Raw genomic sequence first — 14,035 nt, 5'->3', positions numbered from 1 at the left:
GGTCCACTATGGATTCATCGGTACGCTTCCGCGCTGCGTCGCCCCACGAGGAACCACAGCAGCGGCCCCAGGAACGGCGCACAGAACGCGAACACGATCCACACCAGCTTCATCCCGCCGCCGAGCGGACTGCCGAGCACGCTGATCAGCGCGCCGAGGAAGAAGACAACCGGGATCAGGATCAACGCAATGATCCCCCCGACGACGGCGATGTTCGCGGCATGGTGCCCGTCCTGAGCGACGGCGGCCAACGCGGTGGGGGTGATCATCGGTCCTCTCCCTGGTTCGTCGGTCCACTTCGGACGCGATGTGCCCAGTATGCGAGGGTCGCGGCGGCTGCGAATCGGCTCGACGGCTCGACCCGCGTAATCCTTAAGTTGTAGCCGCGATGCGAGTGGCCGGTGGTCGACCGCCCAGCACCCACGGCCCGATCCGGTCGGCCACCCTGCCCACGATCAGGAGTATCGGCAGCGCAAGGGCGTTCGGGGCGTTGAGGAGGATGTCGATGAGCGCCAGCGGAACCGTGGTCAGCCTCGCGAAGAACTGCACCGACAGCGGCTGGAACAGACCGTTGCCCACCGAGTCGACCACCGGGGCCACCAGCAGCACCGCCCCACCACAGCTCCGCATCCCGCGAGAACCGGCAAGCCCAACGATCTTCACGGCAAGAGTCGACGCAACTTCAGTGACCCGCGAAAACCGCCAGCAGGCCGTCAGGTGCGTCGGCCGCGAAGGACGTCGCCAGGTTCTCCGCCGAACCCCGCGCGGCTTCCGAGCTGCGCGGGAACATCGCCTCCTCGTACCGCGCCAGCGCTGCCTCGACGTCGCCACCGGAGGTAACCAGAGCCGAGGCCAGGTCGGCGCCGTCGATCATGGCCAGGTTGGCGCCCTCGCCGGCGAAGGGGGACATCACGTGCGCCGCGTCGCCGATCAAGGTGACGCCGGGCACGCGTGACCAGTCGTGGCCGACCGGCAAAGCGTGGATCGGGCGGAGCACGGGCGCGGTGTCGGCCGCCTCGATCAGGGCGCGCAGTTCCGGTGCCCAGTCGGCGAACTGAGCGCGCAACGAGAAGTCGGCGGATTCGGATATCTGGAGGGCGACGTACAGGTGCACGCTGCCATCCGGCTCCCGGTGCCCCAGAATCCCCTTCCCCGGCCCCAGCGCGAGGAACATGCCCCCGCCGACGAGCGCCGCGGCCTCCGGGTGCCGCGTGGCCACGTCGAGCAGGTCCAGCTCCACGAACGAATGCCCGGTGTACGCGGGCACCTCGCCCGACACCAGCGGCCGGATCCGGGACCAGGCGCCGTCGGCCCCGACGAGCACGTCCGTCACTGAAGAAGTGCCGTCGGCCATTGCGATCTCGTGACGCCCGTCACCCAGTGGGCGGGCCGAGACCACCTTGGCGTCCCAGCGAACGGTGCCCTCGGGCAGTGACGACAGCAGCAGATCACGCAACGCACCGCGCTCGACCTCCGGCCGGCCGCCCGTGCCGTCGTCCTCTTCGGACAGTCGCACCACCGCGTGCCGGTCGAGCACGCGCGTGGCCTCCCCGCCCGGGTGGATCAGTGGCAGGAACGCCTCGTACAGCCCCGCCGCGCGCAATGCGGCCTGGCCGGTTTCCTCGTGGATGTCGAGCATCCCGCCCTGCGTGCGGGCCGACGCCGACGTGTCGAGGTCCAGCACGGTGGCCTGGATGCCGTTGCGGTGGAGCACGGCCGCGAGCGTGAGCCCGCCGAGGCCGCCTCCGACGATGGTGATCTGCATGGCTTCTCCTTCAGGTTCGCGGGGTGTGGGCGATTCCGGCGATCACCGCGCGGAACGCCCAGGACAACCGCTCGCCGGGCGCCCCGGACAGCAGCTCGGGCCCGGCCGCGGCCACGTGCGGATAGTGCTCGGGCGGCGCCGCGCGGATCACGGCCGCGAGGGCCTGCCACTCTTCGCCGTCTTCGGGGCGCTCGTCGGCGTGCTCGGCCGCGGTCGCCGTGGCCAGCTGCAGCAGCAGGTCGACGCCCCACGCAGCCTGCGCGCGAGGCACGTCGCCCTCAGCCAGCAACGCCAGCAGCGTGTCCACGAGCCGCAGGTAGTGATCGCCGCGTGGCCGGGCGACGAGCGCCGACTGCGCCAGCCCGGGGTAGCGGAACAGCACCGCCGTGTACGAGCCGAGCACCGCTTCCAGCCGCCGCGCCCACGCACCGGTCGACGGCGGCGGCTCGACCTCGCCGAGCAGCTCGTCGAGCACCGCGGCGTGCAGCTCCACGGTGTTGCGGACGTAGACATACAGCGACGCCGCGCCCGTGTCGAGCTCCTGCGCGAGCCGGCGCATCGTGAGCCGGGACAGGCCTTCCGCACGCAGGATCGCGAGCGCGGCGGAGATGATCCCGGCCCTGGTCAGGGCCGGCTTGGCCGGGCGCTCCCGGCGGCTGCGTGGTGCGGTCATGACACCACGGTAACGAACATGTTCGTGACGAACAAGGTCGTGACGAACATGTTCGCCATCACAACGCACGGGCTCGGCAACCGCCCGAGGCAACCCCGGCACGAACGCATCCTCGGGCCGCTCAGGCGCGATGGCGGTGTCGCCGTCGGCAGGCTGAAACGGCGAGCTGGAGACGTCCGAGATCTGCGGAAAGTGGCGTCGGAGGCGGCGAATGACAGCTCGATGGGCGGCGCCATCGATGAAGCCGCGTTGGCGGCGCTGTCGCTTCGACATGTTCGTGCTCGACTATTGCGGAGCAGGTCACCCATGCCGAGGCACCCGAAGACACGTCGGCGCGCTGTCGCCAGGCCGGCGTCGAGGCGCGAGTGGCGTGAGCGGCTCCGACTGAGCGACTTCCGTCCAAAGAAGACGGAGTCGTCCTCCCACTCCCAAGCTATAGCGCACCCCGGGGCTTGCCGCAAGACCCCCGGCATGCCGCAGAATCTGCGGCCGTGACCGAAACCGGGGGAAACTCGATGCAAGACGTGATCATCGTCGGCGCCGGCGCGGCCGGGCTGGTCCTGGCGGCCGAGCTGCGGCTGGCCGGTGTGGCGCCGGTGGTGCTGGAACGGCAGCCGAAGCGGCGCGAAGTACCGCGCGCCAACGGGCTCGGCGGCCAGATCCTCGACCTGCTGCGCCACCGCGGCGTGCTGGCAAGGCTTGAAGCCGCCGCGACCGCGGTGCACCGGGCGCCGAGCCTGCCGTTCGGCGGGGTGCACCTGGACCTGTCACACCTGAGCGAGCCGGCGTTCTGCGCGCTCGCCATCCCGCAGCCGGTGCTCGAACGCACCCTCGCCGAGTACGCGGCCGAGCTCGGCGCGCAGGTCCGCGAGGGCCACGAGGTGGTGGGCCTGCGCCAGGACGCGGACTCGGTGACCGTGGACGTGCACGGTCCCGACGGGCCGTACCGGCTCGCGGGGCGCTACGTCGTCGGCTGCGACGGCGGCCGCAGCCGGGTCCGCGACCTGCTGGGCCTGGACTTCCCGGGCACCACGTACCCGGAGGTGAACCGGCTCGTCGAAGCGACTGCGCCGCGACGAACCGACGGCGGCCTCGACGTGCCCGGCGTGGGCCCGGTACAGCCCGGCTACACGCGCACCGAGGCCGGCGTCTTCTCCTTCGGGGCGATCGGTTCGGACCACCTGATGATCAACACCGTCGAGAACGAGTCGACCACCTACGACGACTCCCCCATGACCGAGGCCGAGTTCCAGGGGAGCGTCACACGCGTGCTCGGCGCTCCCTTGCCCCTCGGCGAAGTGCGACGGCTGTCGCGTTACCAGTGGCAGGGCCGGCAGGTGGACCGCTACCGCACCGGACGCGTCTTCCTCGCCGGTGATGCGGCGCACCTGCTGGCCTCCTCGGGCGCGTCGCTGAACCTCGGGATGCTCGACTCGGTCAACCTGGCGTGGAAACTCGCCGCGGCCGTGACCGGCCGGGCGCCCGCCGGCCTGCTCGACACCTACCACTCCGAACGCCACCCGGCCGGCGCCCGCGCGCTCCTGCAGACCAGCGCGCAGGCCGCCCTGCGCCGCGGGCACGACCCCGCCGCCGACGCGCTGCGCACGCTGTTCCAGGAGCTCCTGTCCGACGAACAACCGGCGCGCCGCCTCGCCGCGATCATCGGCGGCGCCGACCTGCGCTACCCGATGCCGGGCTCGGACCACGCCCTGGCGGGCACCTTCGCCGCCGACTTCGCCCTGACCACCGCCGACGGCCCCACCAGTCTTTCCGCGCTGCTGCACCAGGCTCGGCCGGTGTTCCTCGACCTCGGCGACCGCCCGGACCTCCGCGCGGTCGCCGAGAACTGGTCCCCCCACGTCGAAATCCACCCCGGCAAGGCCGACCTCCGCCCCGCCGACGCCCTTCTCATCCGGCCGGACGCCCACGTCGCGTGGGCCGCGTCCGCCGCCGCACCGGCCGACCCGGCCACCCTGCGCGAGGCCCTCACGGCGTGGTTCGGCGAGCCGAACCGGCCCGACCAGAGATGATCACGGGGAGTAGGTGATCGCCGGGCCCAGTTCACCGTTTCGTGGACTGCCCCTAGATCAACTTCTACCGCTAGTGTCTCCGACAACCCGCTCAGCCTCGACATTCCCCCGACCGGGCGAGCGGGCCAGGCCCCCTGGTAGTCCCCCTTCCGCGCCCAGGGGGCCACTCAACTCACCCCTCGATCAACGGCGCTCGGAGGTGGGAGCTCGGACGAGTCCGAAAAGGACCCGCCAGGCCACGAGCCAGGCGCTTGACGGACGGCGTGGGGCGCTTTCCAGGCCACCACACCGTCCGCGTCCGGATGCGCACCGACGCGACATCGACGATCCCCGGCCTCTCCTCCCGCGACCCAGTCCGCTTACCCGGCCCCGAAAAATTCCCGAACCGGCACGCAGGTCACCCGAACGGTCGCGACCCACGTCACTCGGACCCGCCGGAACATTCGCGGCCCCCTGGCGTTGTACACACTGTCGGTACGGAGGGGTCCCCGGGCCTCACACCTCGCCCTCCCGGACAGCCGGTTCGCCGGCCCCGGGTCGCGCCACTCGCCGAGAGGCGACCCCCGTGCCGGCGCCCTGGACCACCCGCCCCGCTGCCCTGCGCTCCCCCCAACGCGGCACGGGACGGGCGCCAGTGCTCCTGCTCTCGCCCGCCGGGCCCCCAGCCGGCGGCGCCGGGAGCGGGAGCACCCTCTACTGTGGATCTTGAAGCTTCGATCTTCGTGCGGGACAGGGAATATCGCCTCCGAACGAAGAGTTGTCTCTCTTGCCGGTGCGGTGGTGTCCCCGGGCTCCACCCACTGCCCTCCCGGACCGTCGCGAGACCCCGGGTCGTGCCACTTCGCCGAGAGGCGACCCCCGCACCGGCCACCCATCCCCAGCCACCCCACCCCGCTGCGCCGCAATTGCCCCCGAGGCCGCGCGGGGTGGGCTCATGTGCTCCCTGCTCCTGCCGCCGGAACCCACTGCCGCGGCGGGAGCGGGGGCATCCCACTGTCCACAATGGATCATGAAAGGCGGCGATCCGCGTCACAGGGGAAGCCGGAACATCGGCGTGACCCAGACGTTGTACCTGATGTCGGTACGGCGGTGCCCCCGGGCCTCACCCACTGCCTTCCCGGGCCGTCGCAAGACGCCGGGTCGTGCCACTCGCCGAGAGGCGGCCCCCGTACCGACGACACTGCACCGACAAGAAGAGCTCCCGCCCGCCCCGCCGATCCCCCCACCGGCGCGGCGCAGAGGCGGGAACCAGTGCCCCCGCTCCCGGCCCGCGCGACTCCCCTCCGCAGCGACGGGACGGGGGCACGACCTTATCCGGAGCCCGGCCAGGGCTGCGCGTCCTGCAGCAGCCCGAGCATCCCGGACACCAGCCGCATTTGTTCCACGGTGCGGATGTCGGCCTCGAGCAGGTGCGGTGAGCACACCAGCACCGCCACGGACTGCGCCCGAGAGAGCGCGACGTTGAGCCGGTTGCGCGAGAGCAGGAAATCCAGCCCACGCGGCAGGTCGACGGCCGAGGACGAGGTCATCGTCGTGACCACCACCGGCGCCTCCTGGCCCTGGAACCGGTCGACCGTGCCCACGCGGACGTCGCCGAACCCGGCGTCGGCCAGCGCGCGCGTGACCACCCGGGCCTGGAGGTTGTAGGGCGCCACCACGAGGAAGTCGGCGTCGGTGAGCGGGCGACCCTCCCACGTTCGACCGTGCAGCGCCGAGATCACCGAAACGACCTCGGCCGCCTCTTCCACCGAACGCGTCGTGTTGCCGCGGTGCTCCACCGACGCCAGGTACAGCCCCGACGCGAACCCGTCGACCGATCGCGAAGCCGACGGGTGCGAGTGCAGCAGCCCAGCGTACGACAACCGGGACACGGGCGCGCAGACGTCCGGGTGCATGCGCCGCGTCTGGTCGAGGAAGTAGCCCAGGTGGGGCGGCATGATGTCGGCGCCGCCGATCAGGTGCCCCAGCGCCGACGCCTCCGCGCCCGCCGGGTGTGTGCCCTGCACCACCTGCGGCAGCTGCTGCGGATCACCGAGCAGCACCACGTTCCTGGCGCAGGTCGACACGGCCAGCGCGTCGGCCAGGGCGAACTGGCCGGCCTCGTCGATCACGAGCACGTCGAACGGTTCCGCGCGCACGGCGGCGTTGGCGAACGTCCACGCCGTGCCGCCCACGAGGTGCCCGGTGTCGTGTTCCTCGCGCCAGCGCACGAGCGCGTTGTTGTTCTTCGGCTGTTCCCACGGCGCCTCGGGATCCGGCGTCCGCTTCGCACGCTTGGCGCACGCCAGCGAAGGATCGTTGCCCAGCGCGGCCGAGAGCACGTTCTCCACGGCCTTGTGGCTGGTGGAGGTGACCCCCACCGTCTTGCCGGAGCGCACGAGGTGCGCGATCAGCTTGCCCGCGAGGTACGTCTTCCCCGCGCCCGGCGGACCTTGCACGGCGAGCACCGAACCGTCGAGCGCATCGACGGCCTCGATGACCGTCTCGACCAGGTCGGCGCCGGCGGCGGGCAGCGCCCCGCCGGTCCGCAGACGCGGCGCCTCGCGGCGCAGCAGGTCGACTCCCGGGTGCTGCGGCAGCGTCGGCAGCGATTCGCCGACCAGGCGCGCGAGCTCCGCGACGGCCTCGTCCTTCGGCGACGGCCGCACCGGGCTGCCGGGCAGCACCGCGGCCGGGCGGTCGTTCGACGTCGCGTCGGGCGCGCTGCTCTCCTCCAGCGTCAGCTCCACGGCCGACGATGCCACCACCTTCGCGTCGCGTGCTTCGGCGCCGTAGCGCAGCCGTACGTCGTCGCCGGGCGCGAACGGGTGGGGCCGGTCCGGGTCACACGCGACGACGAGCGTGCGCTTCGCCGTGCGCAGCCGCCCGGACGGGGGCACCCACTCACCCGCCGACACCGCGACGGGCACGGCGCACGTCGTGTCGACCTCCAGGTCGCCGAGCGGTGCGGCCAGCTGGCGGAAGAACTCCCACCACGCCGGGTTCGTCTCGCGCCGGTGGTAGCCGACGGACGCGGCGAGCAGCGCGCGGGCGTGGTCGTCGGGCGTGAAGTCGGCCGGATCGTCGGGGAGACCGTCGAGGAGCGGATCGACCAGCGCCGCCATGGCGGCCGCGCGCTCGGCCCGCCGCTGTGCGGCAACGTCCTCCTCGGACTCACGCAGCAGCGCGTCCACTTCGGACTCCGGCTCCGGCGTGGCGAGCTCGATGCCTTCGTCTTCGCGAACTTCGTGCAGGAACTCGAGCAGCCGCAGGGTGGACACGCAGTCGTACTCGTTGTATTCGCCGATGCCGTCGAGCACTTCGGCCGCGCGCTCGGTCTCGCCGGCGGCGGTGAGCGTGAGGTAGTCCTCGTAGGCCTCGATGCTGGACGCCGCCGTCTTCACATCGCCTTCGCGCGCGGCGGGCATGTAGAGCGGCTCGAGGTACTTGATCGAGTACGAGCGCTGGCCGACCCGCAACGCCTTGCGCACCACGGCGTAGAGGTCCACGAGCGCGCCGCCGCGCAGCAGCTCGTCCACTTCCTCCTCGCGCGTGCCGTGCACCGCGGCGAGGCGCTTCACGGCGGTGACCTCGTAGGGCGCGTAGTGGTAGATGTGGGCGCCGGGGTGCTCGGCCAGGCGCATGCGGGCGAAGTCGACGAACTCCTCGAACGCACGCTTCTCCTGCGCGCGGTTGTGGGCCCAGAAGGGGATGAAGCGCTGATCCGGCGTGACGGCGCCGAAAAGGTACTCGAGCCCGGTGCCCGCCAGCGCGTACGGGTCGCCCTCCATGTCGAAGAAGACGTCGCCGGCGTTGGGCTCCGGCAGCTCGGCGAGCGCGACGGGGTCGATGACCTCGTAGGCCAGCTCGCCCGTTTCGTCCTGGCGCACCTGGATGGCGGCCTGCGCCCGCAACGTGGTGTACGTGGTGGCCGACATGTCGCGCGGCCGATCGTCCGGCCCGGCGGCGGCGAGCTTGTCGATCGTGGCGAGGCCGGCCGTCACGAGCTTGCGCCGCTGATCCCCGCGCATGCCCGCGACGAGAGACAGGTCACGGTCCGCCTCACGCGCCGTCGCGCAGTGCTGCGCGAAGCTGCACGCACCGCACGCCGGCCGCTCGTCGGCCCACAGCTGCAGCGGCAGCCGCGCGGGCCGCGCTTGCAGCCTTGACCGGAGGCGGTCCAGCAACGGAAGAAAATCGTCGACGCGCAGGGTTTTCGTCGTGCCGTCGCCGAGCATCAGGTGCATGTTCGGCCCGGTCGGCCAGCCCTTGCGTCGCAGGGCATCCGCGTACGCCGTGAGCTGCACCACGGCCGACGGCTTGGCGTGCCGCGCGAGCTTGGTGTCGTACACCTCGTAGCGGCCTTCGTCGTCGCGCAGCAGGAAATCGGCGCGGCCGCTGAACTCGTCGTCGTGGAACACCGCTTGGTAGACAACCGGCGCCCCCGCCCGCAGCGCTTCCTCCGTGGCCTTCGCGGCGACGGCCGGATCCCGCTCGTCGATCTCGACGACCTTGCGTTCATTTCGAAGCCGGGTCAGCGCGGCTTCCTCGTGCGCACGCCCGTGCTTGACGGCGAGCTGGTCGGGCTTGGACGTCGGCTCCGGCGCGCCGGGGAGGCCGGCCGCTCGCGCCTGGTTGAGGACGCTCCGGTGTTCACACTCGAGGAGATCGGCGAGATCGGAGGGGGTGTACATCGGGGGGAAGTTTGTCATGGAGGTGGGGGTGGGGTGGTGAGGATGGGGTTGACACGCCGGGGCGGGGTTTGGGGGACCAGTGTGGTCTGGCGGGGGACCGAACCGAAGCTGCGGGCGCTGTTCGCCAAGCTCGCCCCTCGCACAACACTGCTGGTCGTGGTCGACCAGCCAGCCGGCCACGCGGCCCGCTCACCGGCATCCAGCCCGCCACCGGACCAAGATCATTCCGCGGTGCTGGAAATCCTTCCAGCTGCGGCTGACCGGCCGGCATCGCCAAAGCCGGCCGCCGCACACGCACCGCTCTCGATGAGCAAACCCGCCCCCGTCCCGGGCACCGCCGCCGCAGACACCGTGCTGCCCCGGTTCGCGAACAGCCTGAAAAGCGTGCTTCAGCAACGCAAACCCGTCGCCGAGCAGGTCGAGGGGATGCTCGATGGGCACCCTCTGGCCGGGTCCTGATGTCGATGCCCGGCATCGGGGCCAGGACCACAGCCCGCGTCCCTGCTGGAGATCGGTGACGCCTCCGCGTTCAAGTCCTCCGGGCATCTGGTCGCCTACGCGGGCGTCGCTCCGGTCACCCTCAGCGCCGGCACCATCATCAAGGGCGAACATCAGCTCAGCGGCGCCGAGGCAACGGGATCACATCGAAGTCCCTGGCCACGTGGATCTCCCCGGCGAACACGTCCGCGGCCTCCTCACCGAACGCATCCGCCTCCTCGTACGGATAACGCTGCGAGAAGTGCGTGAGCACCAGCTTGCGCACCCCCGCCTCCGCGGCGAGGCGCGCGGCGTCGGTGCTGGTGAGGTGGCCGTAGCGGGTGGCGATGTCGGCGTCGGCGGCGCGGAAGGTGGATTCGGCGACGAGGAGGTCGGCGTCGCGGGCGCAGGCCAGGGCGCCGGCGCAGGGGCGGGTGTCCATGACGAAGGCGACGACCTGGCCGGGGCGGCGCTCGCTCACGTCGTCGAGGCGCACGGTGCGGCCGTTGATCGAGAGGGTGCCTTCGCGTTGCAGACGGCTGATGTCGGGGCCGTGGACGCCGGCGGCCTTCAGGCGGTCGGGGAGCATGCGGATGCCGTCGGGTTCGGTGTAGCGGTAGCCGAAGCAGTCGATGCGGTGGTCGAGGGGATGGGCGGAGATCGGGCCGTCGGTCCAGTCCTGCGAATCCACCGGCGCGGGGACGACCTCGGCGCGCTCGTGGTAGACGGTCGAGTAGCGGAGGCGGTCGAAAAAGGCCTGGCCGGACGCCGGGTAGTGGCAGCGCACGGGCCTCGGCACGGCGTCGAGCGAGAGGCGTTGCAGCACCGCCGAGAGGCCGAGGCTGTGGTCGCCGTGGAAGTGGGTGATGCAGATGCGCGTGAGCTCGGCGGCGGCGACGCCGGCGTGGGTCATCTGCCGCTGCGTGCCCTCCCCGGGGTCGAACAGCACGCCGTCGGTGTCGAAGCGCAGGAGGTATCCGTTGTGGTTGCGGTGCCGGGTCGGCGTCTGGCTCGCCGACCCGAGCACCACGAGCTCACGTCGTGACATGCCGCCATCTTCGAGGATCACCGGGTGCCGGCAAAAGCGTCAGACGACCCGCGGGTTCCGGGTGAGACTTTGATCGCTGTACGGGTTCGGCCAGGCAAGACCTCGTGCCCGGAAAAGTAGTGTGCGACAACGGTTGTGCGTCGCTACCGGCACTCACCGTGATCCTCGACGGGATTGCCGGGTTTCCGGTGCGCAGCTGAGCTCAGCCGGCCTGGCGGTACCGCAGCAGAGCCGCAGCGCCCTTCTGTTCCACCGACGTGAGGCGCAGATCCCGGGCTTCCTGCTCGGGAAACAGGCGCCGACCGCTGCCGGCGACGGTGGGGAAGACCATCAGGCGGTACTCGTCGACGAGGTCGCCCAGCGCGTGGACGAGGCTGAGGCTGCCGGTCACGATCACGTCCTGCTCGGCCTTGCGGCGGCGGACCTCGTCGGCCACGTCGCCCTTGAGCAGTGAGGAGTTCCGCCACGCGTCGGTGCTGGTGAGCGTTTGCGACGCGACGAGTTTCGGGATGGCGTTGAGCTTCGCCGAGAACGGGTCGGTGCGGTTGGACCAGATCTTGCCGAACAGCTCCCAGGTGGTGCGGCCGAACAGCATCACGCCGGTGTCGAGCAGGGGGCCGAGCTCGAACTTGTCGCCGGCCACGGCCTCCGGGCCGTGGCGGAAGGCCCAGCCGCCGGTGGGGGTGCCACCCGACCCGTCCGGGTCCTCGACCACGCCGTCCAGTGTCACGAACTCGATCACGATCAGGTCGCCCATGGTGGACTCCTTCATCCGGTTTCCGTCGTCGGCCGGGTGGCTCGACACCCGTACCTACCGGCGGGGGCGAGCGAACTCATCGGTGGCGGCGGAACGAATTTTTCGCGAGCTGCGGCGCGCGGGTTGATTCACCCAATCGATATCGTGCATGTGTTCGAGTCGAGTGGGTAGCTTGAGGACATGGATCTTTCACCTCGTTCCCCTGTTCCCGTCTCGACCATTGTGGACGGTGTGGTTGCCACGCTGTGGAGAGCACACCTCACCTCCGCCCGCTCTCGAAGACGCGTGTGGCCTGTTGCGGTGCTCGGTGCACTGAGCCGCAAACTCGTGCTCGCGTTCACAACCCTTGCCGTGCCGCAGCGAGCCGCGTCCACTCGGCGGTGGCGCGGTTCACGGACAAGGCTCGACGCGGCTGGCGTCTCGGCAACGGGGCCAAGCGCAGTGGTCGAGGCGCCGTCGCCTCGGCGGCCGACGAAGTCCCGTGCAGCGGGGCCGGCACCGCCACCGACGGCACACCCTCACGTCGACGAGCGGGCTGCCGACCGCGTCACACCCTCAACCGCCACCTGAAGGAGACCCTCCACAATGGACGTCAGGCCCGCTCGGCCAGCTGCGCCAGGAACGCCCGCGCGGCCGGAGACGCACTCGCGCTCACCGCCACCGCGACCCTGCGCTCGGTCCGCGGAACCAGCGGCCGCAGCACGGTGCCGTCGAGCCGGGGCACGCCCACGGACGGCAGGATGCTCACACCGAGGCGCGCCCGCACCATCTCCAGCACCGCCGACATCTCGCGCGCCTCGAAGTCCGCCTCGAGCTTCACGCCGACTCGCTCCGCGGCGGCGGTGAACACCTGCGCGCAGCCGCCGGTGGAGCGAACGAATGGCTCCTGCGCGAGCTCCGCGTAGGACACCTCGTCCTGCTCGGCCAACGGGTGGCCGACCGGCAGCACGGCGCACATCTCGTGGCTGTCGAGCAGCACGGTGTGCAGCCCGGGCGCGGGCAGCGTGACCACGGCCGCGTCGGCGACACCCAGGTCGAGCCAGTCGCGCACCTCTTGGTCCACGCCCTCGATCAGCCGCACCGCGACGAGCGGGTGGCGCTCGGTGAACACCCGCAGCTCGGCGGGCAGCCGCGTTCCCGTGGCGGTGGGCAGGCTCGCGATGCGCAGCGTGCCGGTGATCTGCCCCGCCACCTCGGCGACCTCCGCGCGCAGGAGGTCGACCTGCCGCACGGCCACGCGGGCTCGCCGCACGGCACGTTCACCGGCTTCGGTCAAAGCGACGCCCGTGCGCTGGCGCGTGAGCAGCGGCGCGCCCAGCTCGCCCTCGAGCGCGGCCACCGACCGGCTCACCGCGGGCTGCGCCATGCCCAGGTGCTCACCGGCGGCCGTGAAGCCGCCGTGGTCGGCCACGGCCAAGAGCACCTTGAGCTGCTGCAACGTCGTCATGAAATCTCCTGCCATGATCGCCGAGCCATACCGCCATAACACTCACGGCATTGGTCGCTTCTCGGCAAGAACATTACCGTCATGGACAAAATCCAGCAGGAGGAGTCACCAGAAATGCGAGTGCTGATCACCGGGGCGTCCAAGGGCATCGGCCGCACGGTCGCCGACCGGCTGGCCGCCGAGGGCCACCACCCCATCGGACTGGCGCGCTCCGCTCCGGGCGATTTCCCGGGCACCTTCCACGCCGTCGACCTCGGCGACCGCGCCGCCACCGCGCACACTCTCGACACAGTCCTCGCCGACGGTCCCGTCGACGCCGTGGTGAACAACGTCGGCTTCGCCACCCTGGCCCCCCTCGGCTCGATCGACCTCGACGACGTCGACCGCGCCTTCGACCTCAACTTCCGCACCGCGGTGCAGGTGACCCAGGCGGTTCTGCCCGGCATGCTGGCGGCCGGCCACGGGCGCATCGTCAACGTCACCAGCATGGTCACCCTGGGCACCCCCCACCGCACCACCTACGGCGGCGCGAAAGCCGCGCTCGAAACCGCCACCGCCATCTGGGCCGGCGAACTCGGCGACACCGGCATCACGGTCAACGCCGTCGCCCCCGGCCCCACCGAAACCGAGCTCTTCCGCCGCGACACCCCCACTGGCTCCGACCGCGAGGCCCGCTTCCTGCAAAAGCTCCCCGCCGGCCGCCTCGGCCGCCCCGAGGAAATCGCCCACGCCATCCGCTTCCTCCTCACCCCCGAGGCGAGCTACATCACCGGCCAAGTCCTCCGCGTCGACGGCGGCGGCAGCATCGCCGCCGCCTGACCCTCCCCGACACCACGCGCCGCCATTCGACTTATCCCTTGGCCCTCCCGGATCGCGGCGCCATCACCCTTACACCTGACTTATCCACAGGCACCCTCGCCATTCGCGAGTTGTCCACAGATTCCGTACTCACCGTCTCCGGCCCGCTGACCTCGGTAAACTGGAACAGGGACGCCCCCCTTGGGAGGGCAGGGTTCCGGCAAAGTCGTGTGGGCTGGTTGCAGGGCGGGCACGGTCTCTGTTGATCATGAGATTGTCGAAGTCCCATGATCGTGAGAGAGCCGTGCCCGCTGTTCAATCGTGCCTGATTCCTGTGGTGAATGATCGTCTGGCCCCGGTCGTCGAT

At 71.2% G+C, this 14,035-nt stretch carries 10 protein-coding genes and 1 pseudogene; 3 read left to right on the top strand and 8 right to left on the bottom strand.

Going from position 1 to position 14,035, the window contains the following annotated elements; all coding sequences use genetic code 11:
• Positions 1-14: 14 nt before the first annotated feature.
• The 4 genes from ACWEOE_RS14075 to ACWEOE_RS14060 form a co-directional block, all read right to left on the bottom strand.
• Entirely contained in the window at positions 15-269 is a 255-nt protein-coding gene (locus tag ACWEOE_RS14075; protein WP_452008261.1) for a PLD nuclease N-terminal domain-containing protein, read from the bottom strand.
• 103 nt (positions 270-372) lie between these two features.
• Positions 373-609 (bottom strand): hypothetical protein, encoded by a 237-nt coding sequence (locus tag ACWEOE_RS14070; RefSeq protein ID WP_452008259.1) that lies wholly within the window; start codon positions 607-609, stop codon positions 373-375.
• A gap of 73 nt (positions 610-682) precedes the next feature.
• Entirely contained in the window at positions 683-1,765 is a 1,083-nt protein-coding gene (locus ACWEOE_RS14065; protein WP_452008256.1) for an FAD-dependent oxidoreductase, read from the bottom strand.
• 10 nt (positions 1,766-1,775) lie between these two features.
• Complete coding sequence (locus ACWEOE_RS14060; protein ID WP_452008254.1) at positions 1,776-2,438, bottom strand: TetR/AcrR family transcriptional regulator; 663 nt, start codon at positions 2,436-2,438, stop codon at positions 1,776-1,778.
• 491 nt (positions 2,439-2,929) lie between these two features.
• Between ACWEOE_RS14060 and ACWEOE_RS14055 the strand changes: the two genes are divergently transcribed.
• Positions 2,930-4,468, top strand: a complete 1,539-nt coding sequence (locus ACWEOE_RS14055) for an FAD-dependent monooxygenase (protein ID WP_452008252.1) — start codon at positions 2,930-2,932, stop codon at positions 4,466-4,468.
• Positions 4,469-5,778: 1,310 nt separating this feature from the next.
• On the opposite strand, the gene ACWEOE_RS14050 is transcribed toward ACWEOE_RS14055, so the two are convergent.
• Positions 5,779-9,141: a TM0106 family RecB-like putative nuclease gene (locus ACWEOE_RS14050; protein ID WP_452008249.1), complete on the bottom strand. Its 3,363-nt coding sequence runs from the start codon at positions 9,139-9,141 to the stop codon at positions 5,779-5,781.
• Between the two features lie 161 nt (positions 9,142-9,302).
• Here ACWEOE_RS14050 and ACWEOE_RS14045 point away from each other — a divergent pair.
• Positions 9,303-9,753, top strand: a pseudogene (locus ACWEOE_RS14045) (transposase); the annotation flags it as partial.
• A 4-nt stretch (positions 9,754-9,757) separates the two neighbouring features.
• Here ACWEOE_RS14045 and ACWEOE_RS14040 read toward each other — a convergent pair.
• The 3 genes from ACWEOE_RS14040 to ACWEOE_RS14030 form a co-directional block, all read right to left on the bottom strand.
• Positions 9,758-10,666 (bottom strand): ribonuclease Z, encoded by a 909-nt coding sequence (locus ACWEOE_RS14040; RefSeq protein ID WP_452008247.1) that lies wholly within the window; start codon positions 10,664-10,666, stop codon positions 9,758-9,760.
• 202 nt (positions 10,667-10,868) lie between these two features.
• Positions 10,869-11,423 (bottom strand): dihydrofolate reductase family protein, encoded by a 555-nt coding sequence (locus ACWEOE_RS14035; protein ID WP_452008245.1) that lies wholly within the window; start codon positions 11,421-11,423, stop codon positions 10,869-10,871.
• Between the two features lie 592 nt (positions 11,424-12,015).
• The gene (locus ACWEOE_RS14030) at positions 12,016-12,870 is read right to left on the bottom strand and encodes a LysR family transcriptional regulator (RefSeq protein WP_452008242.1); all 855 of its coding nucleotides are present in this window, start codon (positions 12,868-12,870) and stop codon (positions 12,016-12,018) included.
• Between the two features lie 114 nt (positions 12,871-12,984).
• Between ACWEOE_RS14030 and ACWEOE_RS14025 the strand changes: the two genes are divergently transcribed.
• Positions 12,985-13,689 (top strand): SDR family oxidoreductase, encoded by a 705-nt coding sequence (locus ACWEOE_RS14025; RefSeq protein WP_452008239.1) that lies wholly within the window; start codon positions 12,985-12,987, stop codon positions 13,687-13,689.
• The last annotated feature ends 346 nt before the right edge of the window (positions 13,690-14,035 follow it).

Source organism: Amycolatopsis sp. NPDC004368 (genome assembly GCF_053602515.1).
This window is presented reverse-complemented; position numbering and strand designations above follow the sequence as displayed.